The following is a 19,688-nucleotide window of genomic DNA, read 5'->3' as shown; positions in this document are numbered from 1 at the left end:
CCCATTATTATAGCATAATATTAACAAAAAGTAAATAAATTCAATTATTAACTTCGCTTAACTATTACTTGGCTATTGTATGAAAAATGTTCGAATTAATTGCCGGATCCAGCTTGAGGGTTAAAATATTTTGCTTTTTTATCTTGTTCTTTACTCGCCTCATCTGCCCCTTCCATTGGTTCTTTTTGAGTTGAAATATTAGGCCATTTTTGTGAATATTCACGATTAAGCTCCAGCCATTCAATACCAGCAACATCATCTGTTTTAATGGCATCGATAGGGCATTCAGGTTCGCAAACTCCGCAATCAATACATTCATCTGGGTTAATAACCAACATGTTTTCGCCCTCATAAAAACAATCTACCGGGCAGACAGACACGCAATCAGTGTATTTGCAGCGGATGCAGGCATCAGTTACTACGTATGTCATAATTCACTCCTCTTTCTATTTGTTATAAACCAACACAACCGAATGTAAAGCAAAAAGAAGCTAGTCGTTAAGTGCTTTTAGGATTGCGTTACCCATCGCATTGGTACCAATTTTCTCCATGCCCGGCTGCATAATGTCACCCGTGCGTAAACCTTGCGAAAGTACCTTTTTAACCGCTGCTTCTAGTTTATCGGCTTCGTTGGTCATATCAAAGGAATAACGCAGCATCATGCTTAGGCTTAAAATGGTAGCAATGGGATTGGCCATATCCTTACCTGCTATATCTGGAGCGCTGCCATGAACCGGTTCGTAAAGCGACGGTTGCTTATCGCCCTGTCTGGCTCCCAGTGATGCCGAAGGCAGCATTCCCAGAGACCCGGTAAGCATTGCTGCGCAGTCGGAAAGTATATCGCCGAAGATATTGCCGGTAACAATCACATCAAATTGTTTAGGGTTGCGCACTAATTGCATGGCGGCATTATCGACATACATGTGTGATAGATGAATATCGGTATACTCCAAATCATGAAGTTTCTGAACTTCCTGTCGCCACATTTCGGTTGATTCCAATACGTTCGCTTTGTCTACAGAGCACACGTTGTTCTTACGTTTACGTGCAAGCTCAAAAGCAACTTTGGCAATGCGTTGCACTTCATAATCATGATAAATCATCGTGTTAATACCAACTCTTGATCCATCAGGTGCGGTCTGAATGCCGCGTGGCTGGCCAAAATAGACATCACCGGTAAGTTCACGCACGATCATGATATCCAACCCGGCGACGACGTCATGTTTTAACGTTGAAGCATCTGCTAATTCTTCAAATACCACAGCAGGGCGCAAATTGGCAAATAATCCCATGCCTTTGCGAATACCCAGTAGGCCTCGCTCAGGGCGGATACTGCGTTCAATCGTGTCCCATTTAGGACCACCAACAGCACCGAGCAACACAGAATCGGCAGCTAGAGCCTGCTCCAATGTGGCATCGGGCAGGGGAGTCCCTGTGGCATCAATGGCCGCACCGCCGATCAGGCCGTGGCTGATATCAAAAGAGACATTGCCGTGACTGCTGAACCAGTCGAGTATCTTGATTGCCTGAGCTGTGACTTCGGGACCAATACCATCGCCGCTTAAGATAAAAATTGATTTACGAGCCATGTGAGAGATCCTTATTTCGATTCAGAGTTAAACAACCATGGGCTGATCTGGCTGTATTTAGCTTCATACGCATTAATTTCATCTGCTTTCTGCAAGGTAAGTCCAATATCATCAAGGCCATTAATCAGGCAATGTTTACGAAACGCATCGATATCGAATGAAAACGATTTGCCGCTGGGGCTGATCACCGTTTGTTTATCCAAATCAATGGTAAAATAGTTGCCAGGATGGGCGGTGCTATCGTGCATCAATTCTTTGACATTTGCTTCTGGCAAAGCAATCGGCAGGATACCGTTTTTGAAGCAATTATTATAAAAAATATCAGCAAAGCTTGGAGCAATAATAGAACGTATGCCAAAGTCAAGCAAAGCCCACGGCGCATGCTCACGGCTGGAACCACATCCAAAATTATCACCAGCCACCAGGATGCTGGCTTTACGGAATGCATCTTGATTCAACACAAAATTTGGATTTTCGTCACCATTGTCCAGGTAGCGCATTTCACCAAATAAATGAATACCAAGACCTGTGCGCTTAATGGTTTTTAAGTGCTCTTTAGAAATTAACATATCCGTGTCGATATTAACCAACGGTAAAGGGGCCGCAATCCCCGAATGGGTGGTAAAAGCCTGCATAATAGGATAACCTTATGAATAAATGAAGGCTGATTTTAAATGATTTTAGGAAAAAAGCAAGGATGCGAAGGGAGAAGTTTAAGGTAACGAAAAGAGTTTTTAGATAGCGTGGATACATCCACCCTTCAGGCTTCTGACTTAGACACTAAGAAAATAAATTGAGACATAAAAATAGCCTGATAACGCCTGTATTCATGTCCTACAAACGCCGTCATTATCCTCAGTCCACTTGGGCTGGGGATCCAACAGCACGCTTAACAACACTTCTTAAAACTTATACTTACGCTCTAGGAATTCAGCAATTTCTGCACAAAATCCGTAAGCCCCTGTTGCCGTTTGCGCTTAACGCGCTCTGCCTGGATAATCACCTGGATTAAATGCAGGGTTTCGTCAAGGTCCTTATTGACCAACACATAATCATAACTATTCCAGTGGCTTATTTCACTGGCTGCCTTGCTCATCCGTGTTTGAATAATCGCTTCATTATCCTGGGCACGATAGTGCAGGCGGCGTTCTAATTCTTTAAGAGACGGGGGCAGGATGAAGATACTTACAACATCCTCCGGTGCCTGGGTAGCAAGCTGCAATGTTCCCTGCCAGTCTATATCAAATAAAATATCACGGCCATCTTTAATCACCGCCGCTACTTTATCTTTGGGGGTACCATAATGATGACCAAACACTTCGGCATATTCTAAAAAATCACCCGCTTCACGTTTTTTAATAAACTCTTCCTGGCTGATAAAATAATAATCGGTGCCGTTTTCTTCACCAGGACGCATGGTACGAGTCGTGGCCGAAACCGACATTTCCAGATGATCATCCTGCTGAAGTAGAAGTTTGGATAACGTGGTTTTCCCCGCACCAGATGGCGAAGATAAGACACACATAAAACCACGGCGATGCAAAGAGGGGGTTAACATAGGGCGACTCAACCTGACTAAGTTTTATCTAAAAAAAAAGCCTACCCGAAGGCAGGCTTTTTTAAAAGTAAAATTAAATAACCTACTGAGAATAATACTCTACCACCAGGTTCGGTTGCATAACCACCGGGTAAGGAACATCATCCAGATGAGGTACGCTGACAAGTTCAGCAGCAAAATGGCCATGATCAACGCGGATATATTCTGGTACATCGCGGCTGTTATCAGCAATTGCCTGGATAACGGCAGGAATCTGATGCGCTTTGGTCACCAGCTCTACTTTATCGCCTACTTTAAGCAAACGGCTAGGGCAGTTACAGATGCGGCCATTCACTTTAACATGCTTGTGAACCACAAACTGATTTGCCGAGAAAATAGTAGGAGCCAGTTTAGAACGATACACGAACGAAGCCAAACGGGTTTCTAACAGCCCGATTAGATGCTCAGAAGAGTCTCCTTTCAGACGCACAGCCATTTTATAAAGACGGCTAAGTGCTTTTTCTTTTAAACCATAATAGATTTTAAATTTCTGCATGGCGCGAAGCTGCTCTCCGTAACCTGATAATACGCCACGGCGTACACCATGTTGACCTGGACCATAATTACGGTCGTTAGATGGATCTTTTGCTTGACCCCAAAGAGGTTGGCCGATACGGCGAGAAAGCCTGAATTTACGTTGCTTACGTTTAATTTTTGTTACTGCCACAAGAATTCCTTACTTATGTTGAATTATACTATTCATAAAATTTGAGCTTGCATATCATAACGATATCGCTAGGTTTGTCAACCAGCAAATGAACTTATAACGGAATTATTCATCCATGAAAAATCCTAAGGTTATTCTCATCACCGGAGCCAGTAGCGGATTGGGGGCAGAGCTTGCCATACAATACGCAAAACCGGGGGTAACATTACTGCTGACAGCCCGAAATATCGAACGTTTAGAGCCTATCATGGATCGATGCCGGGCACAAGGTGCAAACGTTGAGTTTAAGATTATTGATGTATGCGACGAAGCTGCCCTCGAAGATTGGATATGCACGATGGACACACAATTCACAATTGATACGGTGATTGCCAATGCTGGTATTTCTGCTGGCAGCGGACAATTTGGCGAGGATGAATCCCAGGTCAAGCGTATCTTTCACACCAACGTCTTAGGCCTGATGCACACCATTCACCCGCTTATTCCTCGCATGCAGCAGCGCAAGCGAGGGCAGATAGGTATCATCAGCTCCCTTTCCGGATACAGGGGCTTACCAAGCGCTCCCGCGTATTCTGCCAGCAAAGCCGCAGTCAAAGTCTATGGCGAAGCGTTAAGAGGGTGGTTAAGCAAAGACAACGTAGGCGTGACTGTGATTACTCCAGGCTATATCAAGACTCCCATGACCGATGTGAATGAATTTCCCATGCCCTTTCTTGTTCCGGTTGAAAAGGCAGCAACCACCATTATAAAGGGACTGGCATGTAATAAATCGCGCCTGGCGTTTCCGTACCCACTGTATATGATTATATGGTTCCTCAGTAGTTTACCTCCTGCTTGGACGGATTGGATATTTCGTTCGCTTCCTTCTAAAAATACGGATACAACTGCATCACCCAAAGATAAACAACATTCACTTTAATAAGGTATTTAGTAGTTATGAAACACCAATTCCATCCTTCTATTTTACGCGCTTATGATGTCCGGGGAATCGCTGGCGATACGCTGAACCCAATCGATGCCTATCATCTGGGGCGTTTATTTGCGACCAAGATTTATCAAGAAAGCGGGCGTTGCCGTATCTGTGTGGGATTAGATGGTAGGCTTTCCTCACCTAGAATGGAAGAAGAGCTGGTGAAAGGGTTGATGGCATCTGGCGCTGAAGTAATTCGGGTAGGGCTGGGACCATCGCCCATGCTATATTTTTCGGTTCGTGAATTAAAAGCTGATGGTGGTGTGATGGTGACTGGCTCGCATAATCCAGGGCACCATAATGGTTTAAAATTTTCGCGTGCGACCGCTCCTTTTTACGGGGAGGATATCCAGGATTTTCAACTGCGCCTGAGAGAGGGTGATGTGCGGCAGGCGTCTGGAAGTGTGTCATTTGAAGACGTTCAGGAAACGTATGTAGAAACACTGGCTTCGGTACTTGCAGGACGTGATCTGCCTTTTTCGGTCGCATGGGATCCAGGCAGTGGTGCTGCGGGTGAGGTGGTTGAAGCACTCATCGAGCAGCTGCCCGGTGGACATGTGGCTATTAATACCGTGATTGACGGCACATTTCCCGCGCATCATCCTGATCCTTCTGTTGCTGAAAATTTAGCACAGCTTATTGAAACCGTACAAGCTAACCAATGCGACATTGGCCTGGCTTTTGATGGTGATGGCGACCGTATCGGTGCGGTAGATGCCAGTGGCCGCATTTTATGGGGCGACCAAATTATGCTACTGCTTGCCCAGGATTTATTAAAGAAACACCCTGGCGCTGCCATTATTGGCGATGTTAAATGTTCACAGGTTGTCTTTGAAGGCATTGAAAAAGCAGGCGGCCGTGCCATTATTTATAAAACGGGCCATTCACTGATCAAACACAAAATGAAAGAAGAATCAGCCCTCTTTGCCGGCGAAATGAGCGGCCATATCTTTTTTGCCGATGAATATTTTGGTTATGACGATGGTATTTATGCCGGGGTACGCCTATTGCGTGCTATTGCCGATAGCGGTAAAAGCTTTAAAGACATGATCGATGCCATTCCCGAAACCTTCAGCACCCTGGAGCACCGAGTTCCCTGCGAAAGCGATAAAGCCGAAGCATTGGTCAGTAACATTAAACAAATGATCCACGGTCGACCTGGCCATTCTGTATTAGATATCGATGGCATCCGCGTGACAACGCCTGATGGCTGGTGGCTGGTGCGGGCGTCAAACACACAACCAGTGATTGTCTGGCGTGCAGAAGGCAAAAGTAAAGAAGCCCTCGAACGGTTAGAGGACGAGGTGAGGGGATTATTAGAGGAAGGATGCTCCGTTTGATAATCAACGCCAACCAACCATAGAATAAATCAAAACGTCCATGTCTTTTTACAGCCAGCCTTTACGCTTAAAAAACTGGTAGGTTATTACCGCCGATAATACCATGAAACCTAACGCCATAGGGTAACCAAATTTAAAATCCAATTCAGGAATCAATTTAAAATTCATACCATACGTACTGGCGACCAAAGTCGGGGGCAGGAAAATAACGGCAGCAAGTGAGAAAATTTTGATGATGACGTTCTGCTCGATATTAATCTTGCCCAACGTGGCGTCTAAAATAAAATTCAATTTGCTGGTTAAAAAACTGGCGTGATCCAGCAGTGACTGCAGATCATGGATTTCTGTCTGTAACAAGGTATTGTCGTCAAATGTCCCACCGATTGTCGCGGCAACCTGGCTAAAATAAACGGCCATACGATTGATGCTAACCAACGTTTCACGTACTTTAGAAATTAAATCCCCACTGCGGCCAATTTCCCAGAGGATTTCTTGGAAATCAATTTTCTGCTTATGCTCAAGGGTAGAATGCCTGAACATTTTACGGTTAATCATATCCACGTCGTGCCCAATCCGTTCTAAAATATCTGCCAGACGGTTTGTGAGCGCACCAACCAAGGCGATAAAAATATAAACCGCATGGTATTGGTTGGGCGACAAACGGGATGTATGGGACATGAAATCCTTGAAGGGGGTCGATTCTACGTAACGGATCGTTACCAGTGTATTGCCGACAATAACAAATGAAATTGGGCGAATTTCTGGTTCGTGGGAATAGGCTTTCATCAAGGTACTCGTGGTCATATACACCGATTTACCTTCTTGAAACAAGCGATTAGATACTTCTATCTGCCCCATTTCTTCGGAGGTAGGAAGATCGATATTAAGAAATTTTTCAACGGCGTGTATTTCTTCAGGCGTAGGCTGCAAGAGATCAATCCACACGATATTTTCTGGAAACGAATAAGGTGGCTCGATAAACGAACGGCTTAAAACTTGCTGGTTAACGCTGAAAACATCCATATTCACTCTCCTCAATACCCCACTTTATCCATTGTGCACGAGGCAAACGGAACTGGCAAGAGGGTTGTTTAGGAAGCCACTACATAACCTTGATTCCTCTGGTATAAGGGCCATCACGTAAGTCCTTGCGTTTTGCTTTATAATCGGGAACATAACGTGCAACAATCGCCCAAAATCTAGGGGAATGGTTCTTTTGAGAAATATGAGCCAACTCATGAATAATGACATAATCCATGACGGGAAGAGGGGTCATCACTAATTTCCAATTGAGTTTAATTTGATTATGGCGCGTGCAAAGCCCCCAGTAACTTTTAGCGCTTGATAATTGAAATGAGGAGTATTTTACATTCATAATTTTACTCCAATGATCAAGTCGCTGTTTTAAAATGTCGTGAGCCTGGTGCCGAAACCACGTGGTTATTTCTTTCCAAATGCGGTAATGGCGTTCATCTGCATCCAAGGTTGGTATAATGAAAACATGGAGACGGGTTTCATTTACTTCACAGCCGGGAGGGTGGGTTTCGCTGTCGTCAATGAAGAGTCGCTTGGCATCTCCGAGAACATAAATGACCTGTCCGTCGTGAAAATGATTAAACAGGGCTGAGGTTGATTCTTGCCGATCTAATTGCTTAATGATCCACTGTTGACGGCTTTGCGCAAATTCCAATAATGTTTTGGTTGGCGTTTTAAGCGGTGCAAGCAGGAGGATTGTCTGGTTATGAATCCGCATTCCCATTGTCCGTCTGCGTTTAGCAGAACGTTTGATTTGATAAGGAACATCAAGGCTACCTAGCGTTAAGGTGCCAGATTCGTTGAGGATGGGGGAAGGTTTAACTAAATTCATACCAGCAGGATAATCTATTTGATAGGACTGGCAAGTAAATTGCTAATTAAACACAGGGTTGTCTGATCTAACACGCTTCAAGAATGGGGATGTTGCGCGTCGGCTTTTGGCCATAATCGCAATTCTTGAAGTGTAAGGGAGAGAGCTCAAAAAAAGGCTCCCGAAGGAGCCCTTTTCAACACGTCTGATGAATGCCCTAGAAAATGAAATCTGAGCTATCCAGTACAGAAGCTGTTGTAGCCGCTGCTGCTGTATGCTCCACTTTAAACGAGAAGTTTGAATGCGTGTCCGTAACTGTTGTTACACCATTTTCTGTAACAAAGGTAAGATCACTAAAACTCAATTGCTCACTAAAATGTGACAAATCAATTTTATCTTCACCATGAACAAAGTGAATAATGTCTGAAGCTGTAGTGGTTGAGTCGGTTGTTGCATTAAAGATAAATAGATCATTTCCCTCACCACCAGTTAAATTGTCGGCACCTGCTCCACCAATGATGGTATCATTGCCTGTCTGGCCCAATAATGTATCATTACCAGCGCCGCCAAGCATAAAATCATTGCCAGCATCGCCTTGGATAAGGTTATGACCACTACCACCCATCAACACATCTTCGCCATCACCGCCAAAAACCGTATCATTGCCTGATCCAGCCATAATAGTGTCACTGCCCATATCGCCGAATAACACGTTATGTGCCGTTGACTGTGAATAGTTGATTAAGTCATTATCTTGACCGCCACGCGTGAAGTCTGCAATAGCTCCAGAACCAACAAGCGTGTCTCCGCCTTTATTGCCATTGATGGTATCACCGCCAGCACTTGAGGTAATAAAATCATTACCATCATTACCCGTAATCATGTCCGTACCAACTGCACTGGTATAAGTATCATTTCCCGCAAGAAGATCGATACTTGTATGACCGACACTTGAAAGATGATCATCACCAGTCGTTGCCGTAGGATCCGGATTGGGTTGTGGGGTTGTATGGAATATGAAGTCTCTTGCATCTAATGTGCCAGTATGAGTGACAGTCAGTTTAAAATCATTTGCGCTATCGGTAATCACAGCAGTACCCGATTTATCAGCGATATGTAGATCAGCAAATGACGAAATATGCGTTTCAGATAAATCTATTTTATCAACTCCATGGGTAAAATCTTTAATCTTATCCTCTGATTTTGTTGTTGCATCCACAGCAGACGAAAACGCAAACACATCATTTCCATCTCCTCCTTTTAGTAGATCAGCACCAGCTCCACCAATCAGGGTATCATTCCCCTTACCACCGGATAGATAATCATTTCCAACATTACCATTTAGAATGTCATTTCCGTCTCCGCCATACAAGGAATCGTCGCCACCATTTCCAGTCAGGGAGTCGTCACCTGTAGCTCCCTTGATGACATCGGTTACATCTGTACCGCGTATCGTATCATTTTGCGTCCAGGTATAATTACCGTTGTGAAGAGGAAGGTCACTGAGATGGTGAATTTCGGGATGTTTTTTTAGATCATTTACATCAATATAACCTTTTGATGTAGGCAAATGCCCACTGTCACCAATCATAGTAATATGTTTATCTAGATTAACCGTACGATAACCGGTCGCAGAATTGTCCGCACTGGTTACTGTGTTCGTTGTGGTTGAGCTCTGGTCAGCAGATTCGTTACTTGAATGGCTATTTGAGTTATGATTTGAGTTATGATTCGAATTATGGTTTGAACCACTGTTTGAACTATTGCTTGGCTTTTTCTTAAACACATTCTCTCCTATTAAATATTACTATTGAATTTAGAATTAAGTTTTTATCTCCGGTTGATCTTTATGTAGGTATGATCTTTACATCTGGGTGATTTTCATCCTGGGTCGCGCAATTATAGTATATTTCTTAGGCTATAACAAGAATTATATATAATTTTACATATATAAAAGTCTCTTTTGCCTCTGAGATCTTGCTGGTATCAGAACTAAACGGGTTGCTTTGCTTTGCTCGTTTTTACAATTTACAAAGGTCTGCGCAATATCCATAATAATGATTATAAAAATAAGTTGAATTATTATATGTATAATTATATATTTATATATAAAAAATAATATTTTATTTTTTTATAGATAGCATTATATGGAGGATCGCATGAAAAGAAACGATATACTTAGTTGGGTTTCAAACTCAATTGCTGGCTTAGGTAGACGTCATCTTGGTGATTTGGGCATAAGTATTATTGATGAAAAGGGTATAGAATTTAGTATGGGAAATCCATTCTTAAATGAAAATAAACCATCTGAACAATTTTCAATGATATTCACTACCAACTTAGAATATTGCTGTTCTGTGTTTGTTATTGAAAATAGATTAAAAAATGTAACGGCTGCTGCTCATTTTAACGGTGATAACTATGATGACCTAGAGCTGGTAACCATGTTTCTTCAGGAAAAAAATGTTAAAACGGATGACATAACTGTTTATTTAATAAATAACAATCAGTCATTAGAGGGACAACTATCCATTAATCGGACGTTAGCCTTTAACAGAATCTATGAGCATTTTTCTACTAAAAACTATTCCATCAATGATTCGTATGCACGTTATGGAACGACCGTTGGTTATTGCCAACAGAAAAAACAATTTCATCAAGATAATTTTACATTAATTTCATATCTAGGAGACTGGTTAAAAAAAGACACGCCTTCTAAAGACAAGGATGCTAGCGCAAAAGAGTTATATAACCAATCAAATGCAACTTCAGCTGGACACACACACTGGTCTCACCTAGAGAAGGCTGTATCTAAATCTTCGGTTGAGCTTATTAAACGCTCTGCTCAACGATATAATGAACATTCTGAGCAAACAGCCGATTGGCGGAACAGGTCAATACAATATACAAAAAGCACCATTACAAAGTTTTAAGAAGCTAGCACTTCAACCTAAGCAGCTAAACGTTTTGAGAGTGAAGCAATAAAGGCTGCATCAACAAAAGCATCAAAAAGAGGTTCATCGAGCACTGAAGAAAAATATTCAGGATGCCACTGCAGTCCCATCATAAATGGATGGTGCATATGTTCTACACCTTCAATCACACCATCTTCAGCAACCGCAATGACAGCAAGGTCTTTGCCTAGTTCGTCAATGGCTTGATGATGGTCACTATTGACATAGGCTTTGCTAATAGCGCTCTTTCTCAAACGTCGGCTTGATTCCAAAACAGATATGGAATGGCTAGGATCTTGAAGCGTTCCCGCTGGCTGACGATGGTCAACCTGAGCGTTTTTAATATCAGGTATATGCTGTATGAGGGTTCCACCTAAGACCACATTCAATAATTGAGCTCCCCCACAAATAGCAAGCAGAGGTATCTGCTGCTTATACGCATGGTTGATAACAGCGATTTCAAAATCGAGGCGCTCAGTTGAGACATCTAATTGGGTCTGAGGATGAATTTCCTGACCATATAAGCGAGGAGGGACGTCATAGCGGTTTCCTGGGATAATGATACCATGTAAGGCTTGACCAGCAATAAGCGATGCAGAATCGATAATAAGAGGTGTTGCCCCCCATTTACGGATTGCATTTTCAGTGCGTACATTTGGTGTGGTGATACCAATAATAATGTCTGTCACGTGAAGCCTCTTTCGTCTTATGGTTAAATCTATACCAGATAGATAGAGTATAAAAGGCCCCTTCGTGCTTGTCAACACAATTCCTATAGAATTTATATAGATTCAATTTTATTCAAACAACAATGTTAAATACCAGACAAAATCTCTGAATTTTATGACCCTGGTGCTTAGGCTTATGAAAATATGTTTTCTAACCTTGTCTTTGGTAAGAAATTCGTGGATAATGGGGTTTCAATCCTTACATTTCCATTATTAGACTATTGAGCCATTATGACCGAACCAGCTATCGAGAATATTCAGCCCGTCGCCTTTACTGATGCGCTGAGTGAGCGTTATCTTTCTTATGCCATGTCTACGATTATGTCACGCTCATTACCAGATGTTCGGGATGGACTAAAACCAGTTCACCGCAGGCTACTTTACGCCATGCTCCAACTTAAACTTAAACCTGATAGCGGCTTTAAGAAATGCGCACGTGTGGTCGGTGACGTCATCGGTAAATACCATCCGCATGGTGACGTTGCTGTGTACGATACCATGGTTAGGTTAGCGCAAAGTTTCTCGGTTCGTTATCCACTGGTTGAAGGCCAGGGCAACTTTGGCTCAATTGATGGTGACAATGCAGCCGCCATGCGTTATACCGAGGCACGCCTTACGGAAGTAGCCATGGCTATGCTTGATAGCATTGAAGAAGATACCGTTGATTTCCGTGATACTTACGATGGTTCGGAACAAGAACCCGTATTGCTGCCTGCTGGTTTTCCTAATTTATTGGCAAATGGTTCGGAAGGGATTGCCGTGGGAATGGCAACGTCGATTCCTCCGCATAACGTAGCCGAGCTGGCAGATGCGCTGATTCATTTAATTAAACATCCTGCTGCTTCAATTGAAACATTGGTTGGCATTGTTAAAGGGCCTGATTTTCCAACAGGTGGCGTAATTGTCGAATCGCATGATGCACTGATTAAAGTGTATGAATCGGGCAGGGGGTCTATCCGCGTCCGCGCCCAATGGGAAAAAGAAGAATTAAGCCACGGCCTATACCAGATTGTTATTACCGAAATCCCCTATCAGGTTCAAAAATCCCGTTTAATTGAAAAGCTTGCTTCGCTCTTTAAAGCTAAAAGATTAAGTTTGCTTGGCAATATCCGTGATGAATCCTCCGATAAAATCCGTATCATTTTAGAACCACGCAGCCGCTCGGTTGATCCACAGATGCTGATGGAATCGGTATTCAAACTAACGGAACTTGAAAACCGCTTTAACCTCAACATGAACGTGTTGGGTTCAGATGGTGTGCCACGGGTGATGGATTTAAGGGAAGTGCTACAGGAATATCTCGACCACCGCATGAATGTGCTGGTGCGCAAAGCCAATAACCGTCTACGCCATATTGACCACCGCCTGGAAGTGTTGGGTGGATTGCTGATCGCTTATCTTAATCTGGATGAAGTTATTCGCATTATCCGTGAGGAAGAAGAACCCAAACAAGTGATGATGGCCAAATGGGGGCTTTCCGATGTCCAGGTAGAAGCCATTTTGAATATGCGCCTGCGTTCCTTGAAAAAATTAGAGGAAATGGAAATCCGCCGCGAGCATGACGCGCTTTCTGCTGAAAAGGACTCATTGATCACATTATTAGGTGACGAAGCCCTGCGCTGGCAGATGATTACCAAAGAGACCAAAAAACTTCGCGATACCTTTGGTTCCAATACCGAGCTTGGCAAACGCCGGACTATTTTTGCCGAAGCTCCAACAGGAGATAAAGTTTTATCCATTGAAGCTTTTGTTGAAAAAGAAGCCATTACCATTCTCTATTCAGAGAAAGGTTGGATTCGCGCTATCAAAGGACATTCTGCAGATACCAATGATATTAAATATAAGGAAGGTGACCAGGAATGTTTTGTGGTCAAAACCTATACCACTGATTATTTGTTAGTCTTTTCGAGTGATGGGCGGTTCCACACGATCCAGTGTGACCGTATTCAAAAAGGCAAGGGCTATGGCGAACCATTACGATTATTGGTCGATATCCCCGATACAGAAGTGCCTATCAGCATGTTCCCTTATCAGGAAGATATGAAAGTAATGGTAGCCTCAGAAGGTGGAAAAGGATTTGTAGTGCCTGCGACTGAGTTGCTGGCACAAACGAAAAATGGTAAGCAGATTCTGGTTCTGGGCGAAGGCGACCGCGCATTGGTTGCACGCCCATTAGAAGGTAACCGTATTGCGGTTATTGGCACTAACCGTAAAATGCTAATTTTTGAAACAGCTGAATTACCAGAAATGAAACGCGGCCAGGGGGTTAAACTCCAGCAATATAAACAAGCACATTTAAGTGATATGATTAGCTTTAATGTAGAAAATGGCTTAAGCTGGCGTCTCGGTGACCGCACCCGTACAGAAACCGACCTTACCGCCTGGTTTGGTAAACGCGGCACACAAGGACGCATGCCTCCAGTTGGTTTTCCTCGCGATAACAAGTTTTAAACGATGCGATCTCTGGCTTAAGACTGGGAGGTTCTTTGCATCCTAATAAAACGCATAAAGAAAAAACATCTGCCGCATTTGCTATGGTGTTGACGGATCCGTGGCATAAAAGTGCAGGCACCTGCTGGAATAAAATTTTAACAGCTTTGACATCCATATTTGATTAGAGTACACTAATCAAACGTGGAGTCACGATCATGTTTGCCTTACTCGACTGTAATAATTTTTTCGTCTCGTGCGAACGCGTCTTTGCTCCACACCTGTGGAACAGGCCGGTGTTGGTGCTATCCAACAATGATGGTTGCGTGATTTCACGGTCTAAGGAAGTAAAAGATCTTGGTATTGCGATGGGAGCACCATTTTTTAAAGTGCGTGAACAATGCCAGAAGCACCAGGTTGAAGTGTTTTCCAGTAATTTTGAGTTATACGGCGATATGTCAGCGCGGGTTATGTCGATTATAGGGAAGGTAGCACCCGATCATGAAATCTATTCCATTGATGAGGCTTTCCTTCATTTAGCAACGATCCCAACCAGCGATCATGAAACCTTTTGCCAAACCTTGCGTGAGCAGGTGAAGGACTGGACAGGCATTCCCGTAAGTATCGGCATTGCCCCGACCAAGGTTCTTTGCAAAATAGCCAATATGATTGCCAAAAAATATACGGTCTCTGGAGTCTTTGATCTCTCCAGTCCCAGCCTGCAAGAACGCATCCTGAGCGGCTTTCCTGTAGGTGATATTTGGGGTATCGGCTCTAAGCTTTCTAAAAAACTCGAAGCCATGGGTATTTATACCGCCAAAGATTTACGTGATGCCAACCGTAACATTATCCGGAGCTGCCTGTCTGTCGTTGGTTTGCGGATTGTCGATGAATTACGCGGCATCAGCTGCCTGGGGCTGGAAGAAATTGAGCCTAAAAAGCAAATTATGGCCAGCCGCTCGTTTGGAAAACCCGTCACAGAGTGCCATGAGTTGGAGGAGGCAATCGCCTGTTATGTCACCAGCGCTGCTATGCGGCTACGCAGCCAGCAAAGCATTACAGGTGCCATGTATGTGTATATTCGGACCAATCACTTTCAAACAACGGATAAATCCTATGCCAAAGGAGTGATGTGGCCTCTTCCTATTGCTACCGACTATACCCCTGATCTTATCAGTATGGCGAAGCAGATGGTGCGCCATTTATACCTCAAAGGATACCGCTATCAAAAAGCAGGGGTTGTGCTTCTGGATTTAGTGGATGCAGCTTCTTTACAGTATAATCTGTTTGCTCCTCCAACCGATTCAAAGCACAGCCAGCTCATGCCCGTTATGGATGGTCTCAATCGCCGGTTTGGTAAGAAAACAATCCATTTTCTAGCTACCGGTTTTAAAAAAAACTGGCGGGCGAGGCAAGACAGCCAAAGCCCCCGCTACACCACCCGTTGGGATGAACTACCATCGGTGAATTAAAATGCTGGATAAATATTATTTATTGATTATACTACAATAGGTTATAGTCCATATTCAATCACATCACTAAGAGTCTTTATGCCCGATGGCGAAAATACCATATTCAATTCAGATCAGCAAAGCATTATCCATGATGGCTTTGGCGTTTACGTTGAACGATTTCTTAATAATTTATGGCAGGCTTCCGTTACTCCCCTCAGCAAAGAGGCTTGTTTAAATGTAGTCAAACATCTCAAGAAACCCGATACCGAAGCGTTCAGCCACCGGCTTGAAGGAACGTATCGAGGGGAAGGGCACTCTGTCATCCGAGAAAATTTTAAAAAGATCCATAGGGCTTTACATGGTAACGTATTAGACACCGATCTTACCGATGTGCTTAAGGTCCATGATCCCCGTTTAAATAAGAAAACACAAGGGGCGATAACACAGGCGGAGAAGAAAGAATTTGGTGAAGTGTTGTTGAGATGCATTGATGAATGGCATCGCAATCATCATGAGGCCGATCAACGATCGCTCGGCTTTTCAAACAGGGTCGGTGCACAGACAAGCAACAGACAATACATGTCAATGTAGAGGTGGACTTCCTTTCTCATTCGCACCAGATTTTCCCTTTGACTTATCCACCCATTTCTTTTCTTCTCCTGCTCCTGGAGTTGGAGGTGTGATGTTTCTGTTTTCTTGGGATGGCTTAGATGTAACATATTTTTTGGTATAAGGCCCCACCTGGCTTAAATCTAACGTCACGTTGGAATTGATGCTTGCTAACGAAGCATTTGAAGTTTGTCCTGACCCGATAGGTTCTATTTCTAATTTTTGTATTGCTGGATTAATGACATTTTTAATCTCTTGAGAAAGTTCTTTCAGCTCCACATAGCGCTCTACTGTCATGGGGGCAGGCAGCTCCTCCTTGATACCATGAGGTAACCATTTAATTTCTTTTGACAGAATATCTGGATTTGTCTTTAAAATTGCATTCAAATCATTAACCGATCCTGTATCCAATGCCCTTTGGAGACGGATATGACTTGCAAATTCCTGAAGCTTTTGTCCTTGTACACTCACTTGTTGGCACATATCCTTACCAAGAGAATCAAGGGTGGTCGTTGCGCTAATGGTTTTAAATCTAAATTGATCTTATCTCTTTCACGTTGACCACCGTGACTCAATACACGATAAAGTGAATCTGTAATATTTGTAACACTTGACTGGATCGCATGATGTATGTGAATTTTGCTTGTTTCCACACATTTGGCGACACGTTCTAGTGCGTCTGCAAATTCATGGTTTAAAAACAGGCCGGATGGAATATCGTTAACGCCACTATGAAGAGAACGAATAATATCTTCAGGTCCTATAGGTACTCCATGATCAGTGCCTAATCTGGCAAAAAGCCTAAAATTGCCCGTTTTTCCCCTGAAAAAGTTCCCCGCTTTGCCGAAATCAACCATGGCAGCCACATATGAGTTATCTTTAAGACTAATTATCCCTAGATTTTGTTCGTGAATATCTGTATCGCCTACGACTAATTTAAGAGCAATAACGTCCATAATACCAGGTGTCAAAGTAAACGCCATTTCATGCATTTTCGCGCGTTCCTCGTGAAAATCTAGATCAGGCGTTTCTTGCCTGATCTGCTGAAGGTAAAAAGCATCCATATCTTGGTAATTGCGAAGGAACCTAGAACTCAACACCGCTTTAGTTGCATCAGTTGATTGAACAACGTGGATTTTAGGTGCCCGCTCAACGTTAGGATTTATATTATTATCCTCGAGTGAATGAAGAACAGCACGCACAACATCAGTGCATAGTTTTTCTTTTATGCAACCACTTATATGGGAATCATTGTTACTGATCGTAGGATACTTAATACAATATTCTCTTTGCTTAGGTTCCTGATTGGCGAGAGGTTTCCTTTTCGCCACCACACCAACATCGAGACTGTCTCCTCGCTTAATTCGAGAAAAGAGATATTGGTTTAGGGTTTGCACATTTGATTGTTGTTCATTGTGAGGGGATACATAAGGAGCTCTAAACTCTTGTTCAATCCAATAGGCTCCATTTTTATAGGCCTGCATCTTTATGCCAATCTCTTCAAGTTTATCCATCTTAATTTCGCTCAGTTCGTCGTACATCTCGCCTATTTGGTCATTTATAGTATCCGAGGAAGCTTGAAGCATATTATTCAGATTATTAAAGAAGGATGTATTAAAATCCTTTTGCAAAAGGTGCAGTGCATGCCTGGCTTGGGGATCTTCTTTAGAGTTACCGCGGGAATCATCCGAACCATGTTTAGAAATCTCAGTAAGCATCATCGTACTGAACTCTTTAAAAAAACTATGGACTTCATTTTGAACGCTTTCCGAGTGCCCCTGTTCAAGGAATGTCTGCATTGCAGAGCCCGTACGTTTGATTAAAAGACTGATAACATCGTCCACGGTTTCCGCTGGAGCAAGGCCAGAAAGTCCATGCTTTTGTTGATCAAAAAAAGAGTTTACTTCTATAGAAACAGGCATAGCCACATACTCCAAAACACTATTCTTAATATACCTTTTTAATATATCAAATAAATTAAATGTAACAATATAATATTAACAAACACATAAATATTAAACACAAATAAAGAAATATATTATTTTTAACAATGAAAAGCCAAGATCAGCCTTTGGAGCAGATAGCTTTCATAGTAGGCAGGGTGATTGGCATAAAATTTAGGAAGGTTCAATTGATTAGGCTGAATGGTGTCATCCTGAGAACAGAGATGTGTTTCAACCAAGACAAACCCTTTGCGCTTATAATAGTCAGCTGCTGGAGTGCCGTCTTTCATGAGATCATACTGAGGCACCGTATCTAAAATCACTTTTTGCGTATGGGCTTGCCATGCTTTTTGCATAATCGACTCAAACAACATTCCACCTAATCCAGTATTCTGGTAAGCGGGGATCATCCCCAGATACATCAATTTGCTTATTTCAAATGGATGCTGATATCGCTGAAGAGCACCAAATCCAACGAGCATTTTCTTATAATATAAACCATACAATTCAAGATATTCAAACAAATTATGAACATTCCACTGCAAGTCACACATAGGCCACCATGATGCACTGGAAGCAACGGCTTCATAAAGACAGAAAAATTGATAACGGCTGATCATGACCGCATCCTTAGGGTGGGTACGGCTAATACCTTCTATAACCAAAGGAACTATTTTAAAATCGTCTGAAGGGAAGGGACGTTTAGTATATGTCAGCGGAACCGTCTGTTCCATAAAATGAATTTCAATAGGGTCGATGGTACCAATCGACTCGTAGCATGCACCACGATAAGAGAGGGTTCCATTCGCTTTCTGAATAGGCATTAAACGCCAGATTTCATGGGTTAAGGGATTCATCCATAATTTAGGTTTAATGATAAAATCATGCGGTAAAAACTTCATAATACTAATCTTCATAGAGCTGGTCTATTTTAACAGATTTCGTGGCATCGAGCAAACAGGACTCATGGGTTACCAGCATAAGGACATGGGTGATTTGCAAGCCCGTAACAGCAAGCCCTATAATGCATATCGGACTACTGCACTCTGCACGAAGGGTAAAATCGAAATAAATCATTTCAAATCAGATGGTTAGTGAATACAACCCTCTTAATTAAAACCGAATTATAACTGACAAACCGCTTGACAAACGCTCCGATGATTATAGAATTATATGACATTTTTATATCAACTCATTAGAGACTGAGAAAACCATGAATAATATGCTTCCAGAACCCATATCGATGACCAAAGCCATTGGGCTGTATCTGGTATGTCTGATTGCTTTTATATTTTCGATAATGGCTGGATTATTAGCGATTGTGCCATTTTCACTGTGTGCCGTCATTTATGTATTCGCCGGTCTTATCCTGCAGCGGCTGGTTTTACAGGACGTCATTTCATCGCATATTATTTATAGATCCATCTATAATTCATCATCGACCAAAATAAATGTACTTATTTTTTGGCCACTGAGGTATCTCTTTATCCTCTTACGCGTTTTGTAGGTTAGGGCTAATTTCCTCTCAAAATTCAACCTCAGTACTGAGATAAATGGGGTT

Annotated in this window: 19 protein-coding genes; 7 read left to right on the top strand and 12 right to left on the bottom strand. The window is 42.6% G+C overall.

Annotation, left to right across the window (positions count from 1 at the left end):
• Window positions 1–95: 95 nt before the first annotated feature.
• The 5 genes from IPP74_10435 to rpsD form a co-directional block, all read right to left on the bottom strand.
• Window positions 96–431, bottom strand: a complete 336-nt coding sequence (locus IPP74_10435) for a ferredoxin family protein (GenBank protein MBL0319686.1) — start codon at window positions 429–431, stop codon at window positions 96–98.
• A gap of 60 nt (window positions 432–491) precedes the next feature.
• Window positions 492–1,589 (bottom strand): 3-isopropylmalate dehydrogenase, encoded by a 1,098-nt coding sequence (leuB, locus tag IPP74_10430; protein ID MBL0319685.1) that lies wholly within the window; start codon window positions 1,587–1,589, stop codon window positions 492–494.
• 11 nt (window positions 1,590–1,600) lie between these two features.
• On the bottom strand, window positions 1,601–2,224 hold the full coding sequence (gene leuD, locus IPP74_10425; protein MBL0319684.1) for a 3-isopropylmalate dehydratase small subunit: 624 nt from the start codon (window positions 2,222–2,224) through the stop codon (window positions 1,601–1,603).
• 287 nt (window positions 2,225–2,511) lie between these two features.
• Window positions 2,512–3,147 carry a guanylate kinase gene (gmk, locus tag IPP74_10420; GenBank protein ID MBL0319683.1) on the bottom strand — a complete coding sequence of 212 codons (636 nt, stop codon included), beginning with the start codon at window positions 3,145–3,147 and terminating at the stop codon, window positions 2,512–2,514.
• An 82-nt stretch (window positions 3,148–3,229) separates the two neighbouring features.
• Window positions 3,230–3,838: a 30S ribosomal protein S4 gene (gene rpsD, locus IPP74_10415; GenBank protein MBL0319682.1), complete on the bottom strand. Its 609-nt coding sequence runs from the start codon at window positions 3,836–3,838 to the stop codon at window positions 3,230–3,232.
• Window positions 3,839–3,968: 130 nt separating this feature from the next.
• On the opposite strand from rpsD, the gene IPP74_10410 reads away from it, so the two are divergent.
• Window positions 3,969–4,772: an SDR family NAD(P)-dependent oxidoreductase gene (locus IPP74_10410; GenBank protein MBL0319681.1), complete on the top strand. Its 804-nt coding sequence runs from the start codon at window positions 3,969–3,971 to the stop codon at window positions 4,770–4,772.
• 17 nt (window positions 4,773–4,789) lie between these two features.
• Window positions 4,790–6,163, top strand: a complete 1,374-nt coding sequence (locus IPP74_10405; protein MBL0319680.1) for a phosphomannomutase/phosphoglucomutase — start codon at window positions 4,790–4,792, stop codon at window positions 6,161–6,163.
• A 48-nt stretch (window positions 6,164–6,211) separates the two neighbouring features.
• Here the strand turns inward: IPP74_10405 and IPP74_10400 are convergent, their stop codons facing one another.
• The 3 genes from IPP74_10400 to IPP74_10390 all read right to left on the bottom strand — a co-directional run bounded on the left by IPP74_10400 (window position 6,212) and on the right by IPP74_10390 (window position 9,795).
• Entirely contained in the window at window positions 6,212–7,186 is a 975-nt protein-coding gene (locus IPP74_10400) for a magnesium transporter CorA family protein (protein MBL0319679.1), read from the bottom strand.
• 79 nt (window positions 7,187–7,265) lie between these two features.
• Window positions 7,266–8,030 carry a M48 family metallopeptidase gene (locus IPP74_10395; GenBank protein MBL0319678.1) on the bottom strand — a complete coding sequence of 255 codons (765 nt, stop codon included), beginning with the start codon at window positions 8,028–8,030 and terminating at the stop codon, window positions 7,266–7,268.
• Window positions 8,031–8,226: 196 nt separating this feature from the next.
• Complete coding sequence (locus tag IPP74_10390; protein ID MBL0319677.1) at window positions 8,227–9,795, bottom strand: calcium-binding protein; 1,569 nt, start codon at window positions 9,793–9,795, stop codon at window positions 8,227–8,229.
• Between the two features lie 373 nt (window positions 9,796–10,168).
• On the opposite strand from IPP74_10390, the gene IPP74_10385 reads away from it, so the two are divergent.
• Complete coding sequence (locus tag IPP74_10385; protein ID MBL0319676.1) at window positions 10,169–10,942, top strand: hypothetical protein; 774 nt, start codon at window positions 10,169–10,171, stop codon at window positions 10,940–10,942.
• Between the two features lie 17 nt (window positions 10,943–10,959).
• Here the strand turns inward: IPP74_10385 and IPP74_10380 are convergent, their stop codons facing one another.
• Complete coding sequence (locus IPP74_10380) at window positions 10,960–11,652, bottom strand: gamma-glutamyl-gamma-aminobutyrate hydrolase family protein (GenBank protein MBL0319675.1); 693 nt, start codon at window positions 11,650–11,652, stop codon at window positions 10,960–10,962.
• A 270-nt stretch (window positions 11,653–11,922) separates the two neighbouring features.
• Between IPP74_10380 and parC the strand changes: the two genes are divergently transcribed.
• The 3 genes from parC (at window position 11,923) to IPP74_10365 (ending at window position 16,166) form a co-directional block, all read left to right on the top strand.
• Window positions 11,923–14,142, top strand: coding sequence for a DNA topoisomerase IV subunit A (parC, locus tag IPP74_10375; GenBank protein ID MBL0319674.1), 2,220 nt, complete (start codon window positions 11,923–11,925; stop codon window positions 14,140–14,142).
• A 197-nt stretch (window positions 14,143–14,339) separates the two neighbouring features.
• Window positions 14,340–15,593, top strand: a complete 1,254-nt coding sequence (locus IPP74_10370) for a Y-family DNA polymerase (protein MBL0319673.1) — start codon at window positions 14,340–14,342, stop codon at window positions 15,591–15,593.
• 78 nt (window positions 15,594–15,671) lie between these two features.
• A complete protein-coding gene (locus IPP74_10365) occupies window positions 15,672–16,166 on the top strand; it encodes a hypothetical protein (protein MBL0319672.1) in 495 nt (164 codons plus the stop codon).
• Here IPP74_10365 and IPP74_10360 read toward each other — a convergent pair.
• The 3 genes from IPP74_10360 to IPP74_10350 all read right to left on the bottom strand — a co-directional run bounded on the left by IPP74_10360 (window position 16,158) and on the right by IPP74_10350 (window position 19,029).
• Window positions 16,158–16,667 carry a hypothetical protein gene (locus IPP74_10360; GenBank protein MBL0319671.1) on the bottom strand — a complete coding sequence of 170 codons (510 nt, stop codon included), beginning with the start codon at window positions 16,665–16,667 and terminating at the stop codon, window positions 16,158–16,160. The genes IPP74_10365 and IPP74_10360 overlap by 9 nt on opposite strands.
• Window positions 16,652–18,106, bottom strand: coding sequence for a hypothetical protein (locus IPP74_10355; protein MBL0319670.1), 1,455 nt, complete (start codon window positions 18,104–18,106; stop codon window positions 16,652–16,654). Before IPP74_10355 ends, IPP74_10360 begins: the two co-directional genes overlap by 16 nt.
• A gap of 122 nt (window positions 18,107–18,228) precedes the next feature.
• The gene (locus IPP74_10350; GenBank protein MBL0319669.1) at window positions 18,229–19,029 is read right to left on the bottom strand and encodes a GNAT family N-acetyltransferase; all 801 of its coding nucleotides are present in this window, start codon (window positions 19,027–19,029) and stop codon (window positions 18,229–18,231) included.
• 311 nt (window positions 19,030–19,340) lie between these two features.
• Here IPP74_10350 and IPP74_10345 point away from each other — a divergent pair, with 311 nt between their 5' ends.
• Window positions 19,341–19,634, top strand: a complete 294-nt coding sequence (locus IPP74_10345) for a hypothetical protein (protein MBL0319668.1) — start codon at window positions 19,341–19,343, stop codon at window positions 19,632–19,634.
• The last annotated feature ends 54 nt before the right edge of the window (window positions 19,635–19,688 follow it).

The organism is Alphaproteobacteria bacterium, from assembly GCA_016722515.1.
Classification (GTDB): Bacteria; Pseudomonadota; Alphaproteobacteria; order Rickettsiales; family JADKJE01; genus JADKJE01.
Note: the sequence above shows the minus strand (reverse complement) of the source record. Positions and strands in the feature narration are given on the sequence as shown.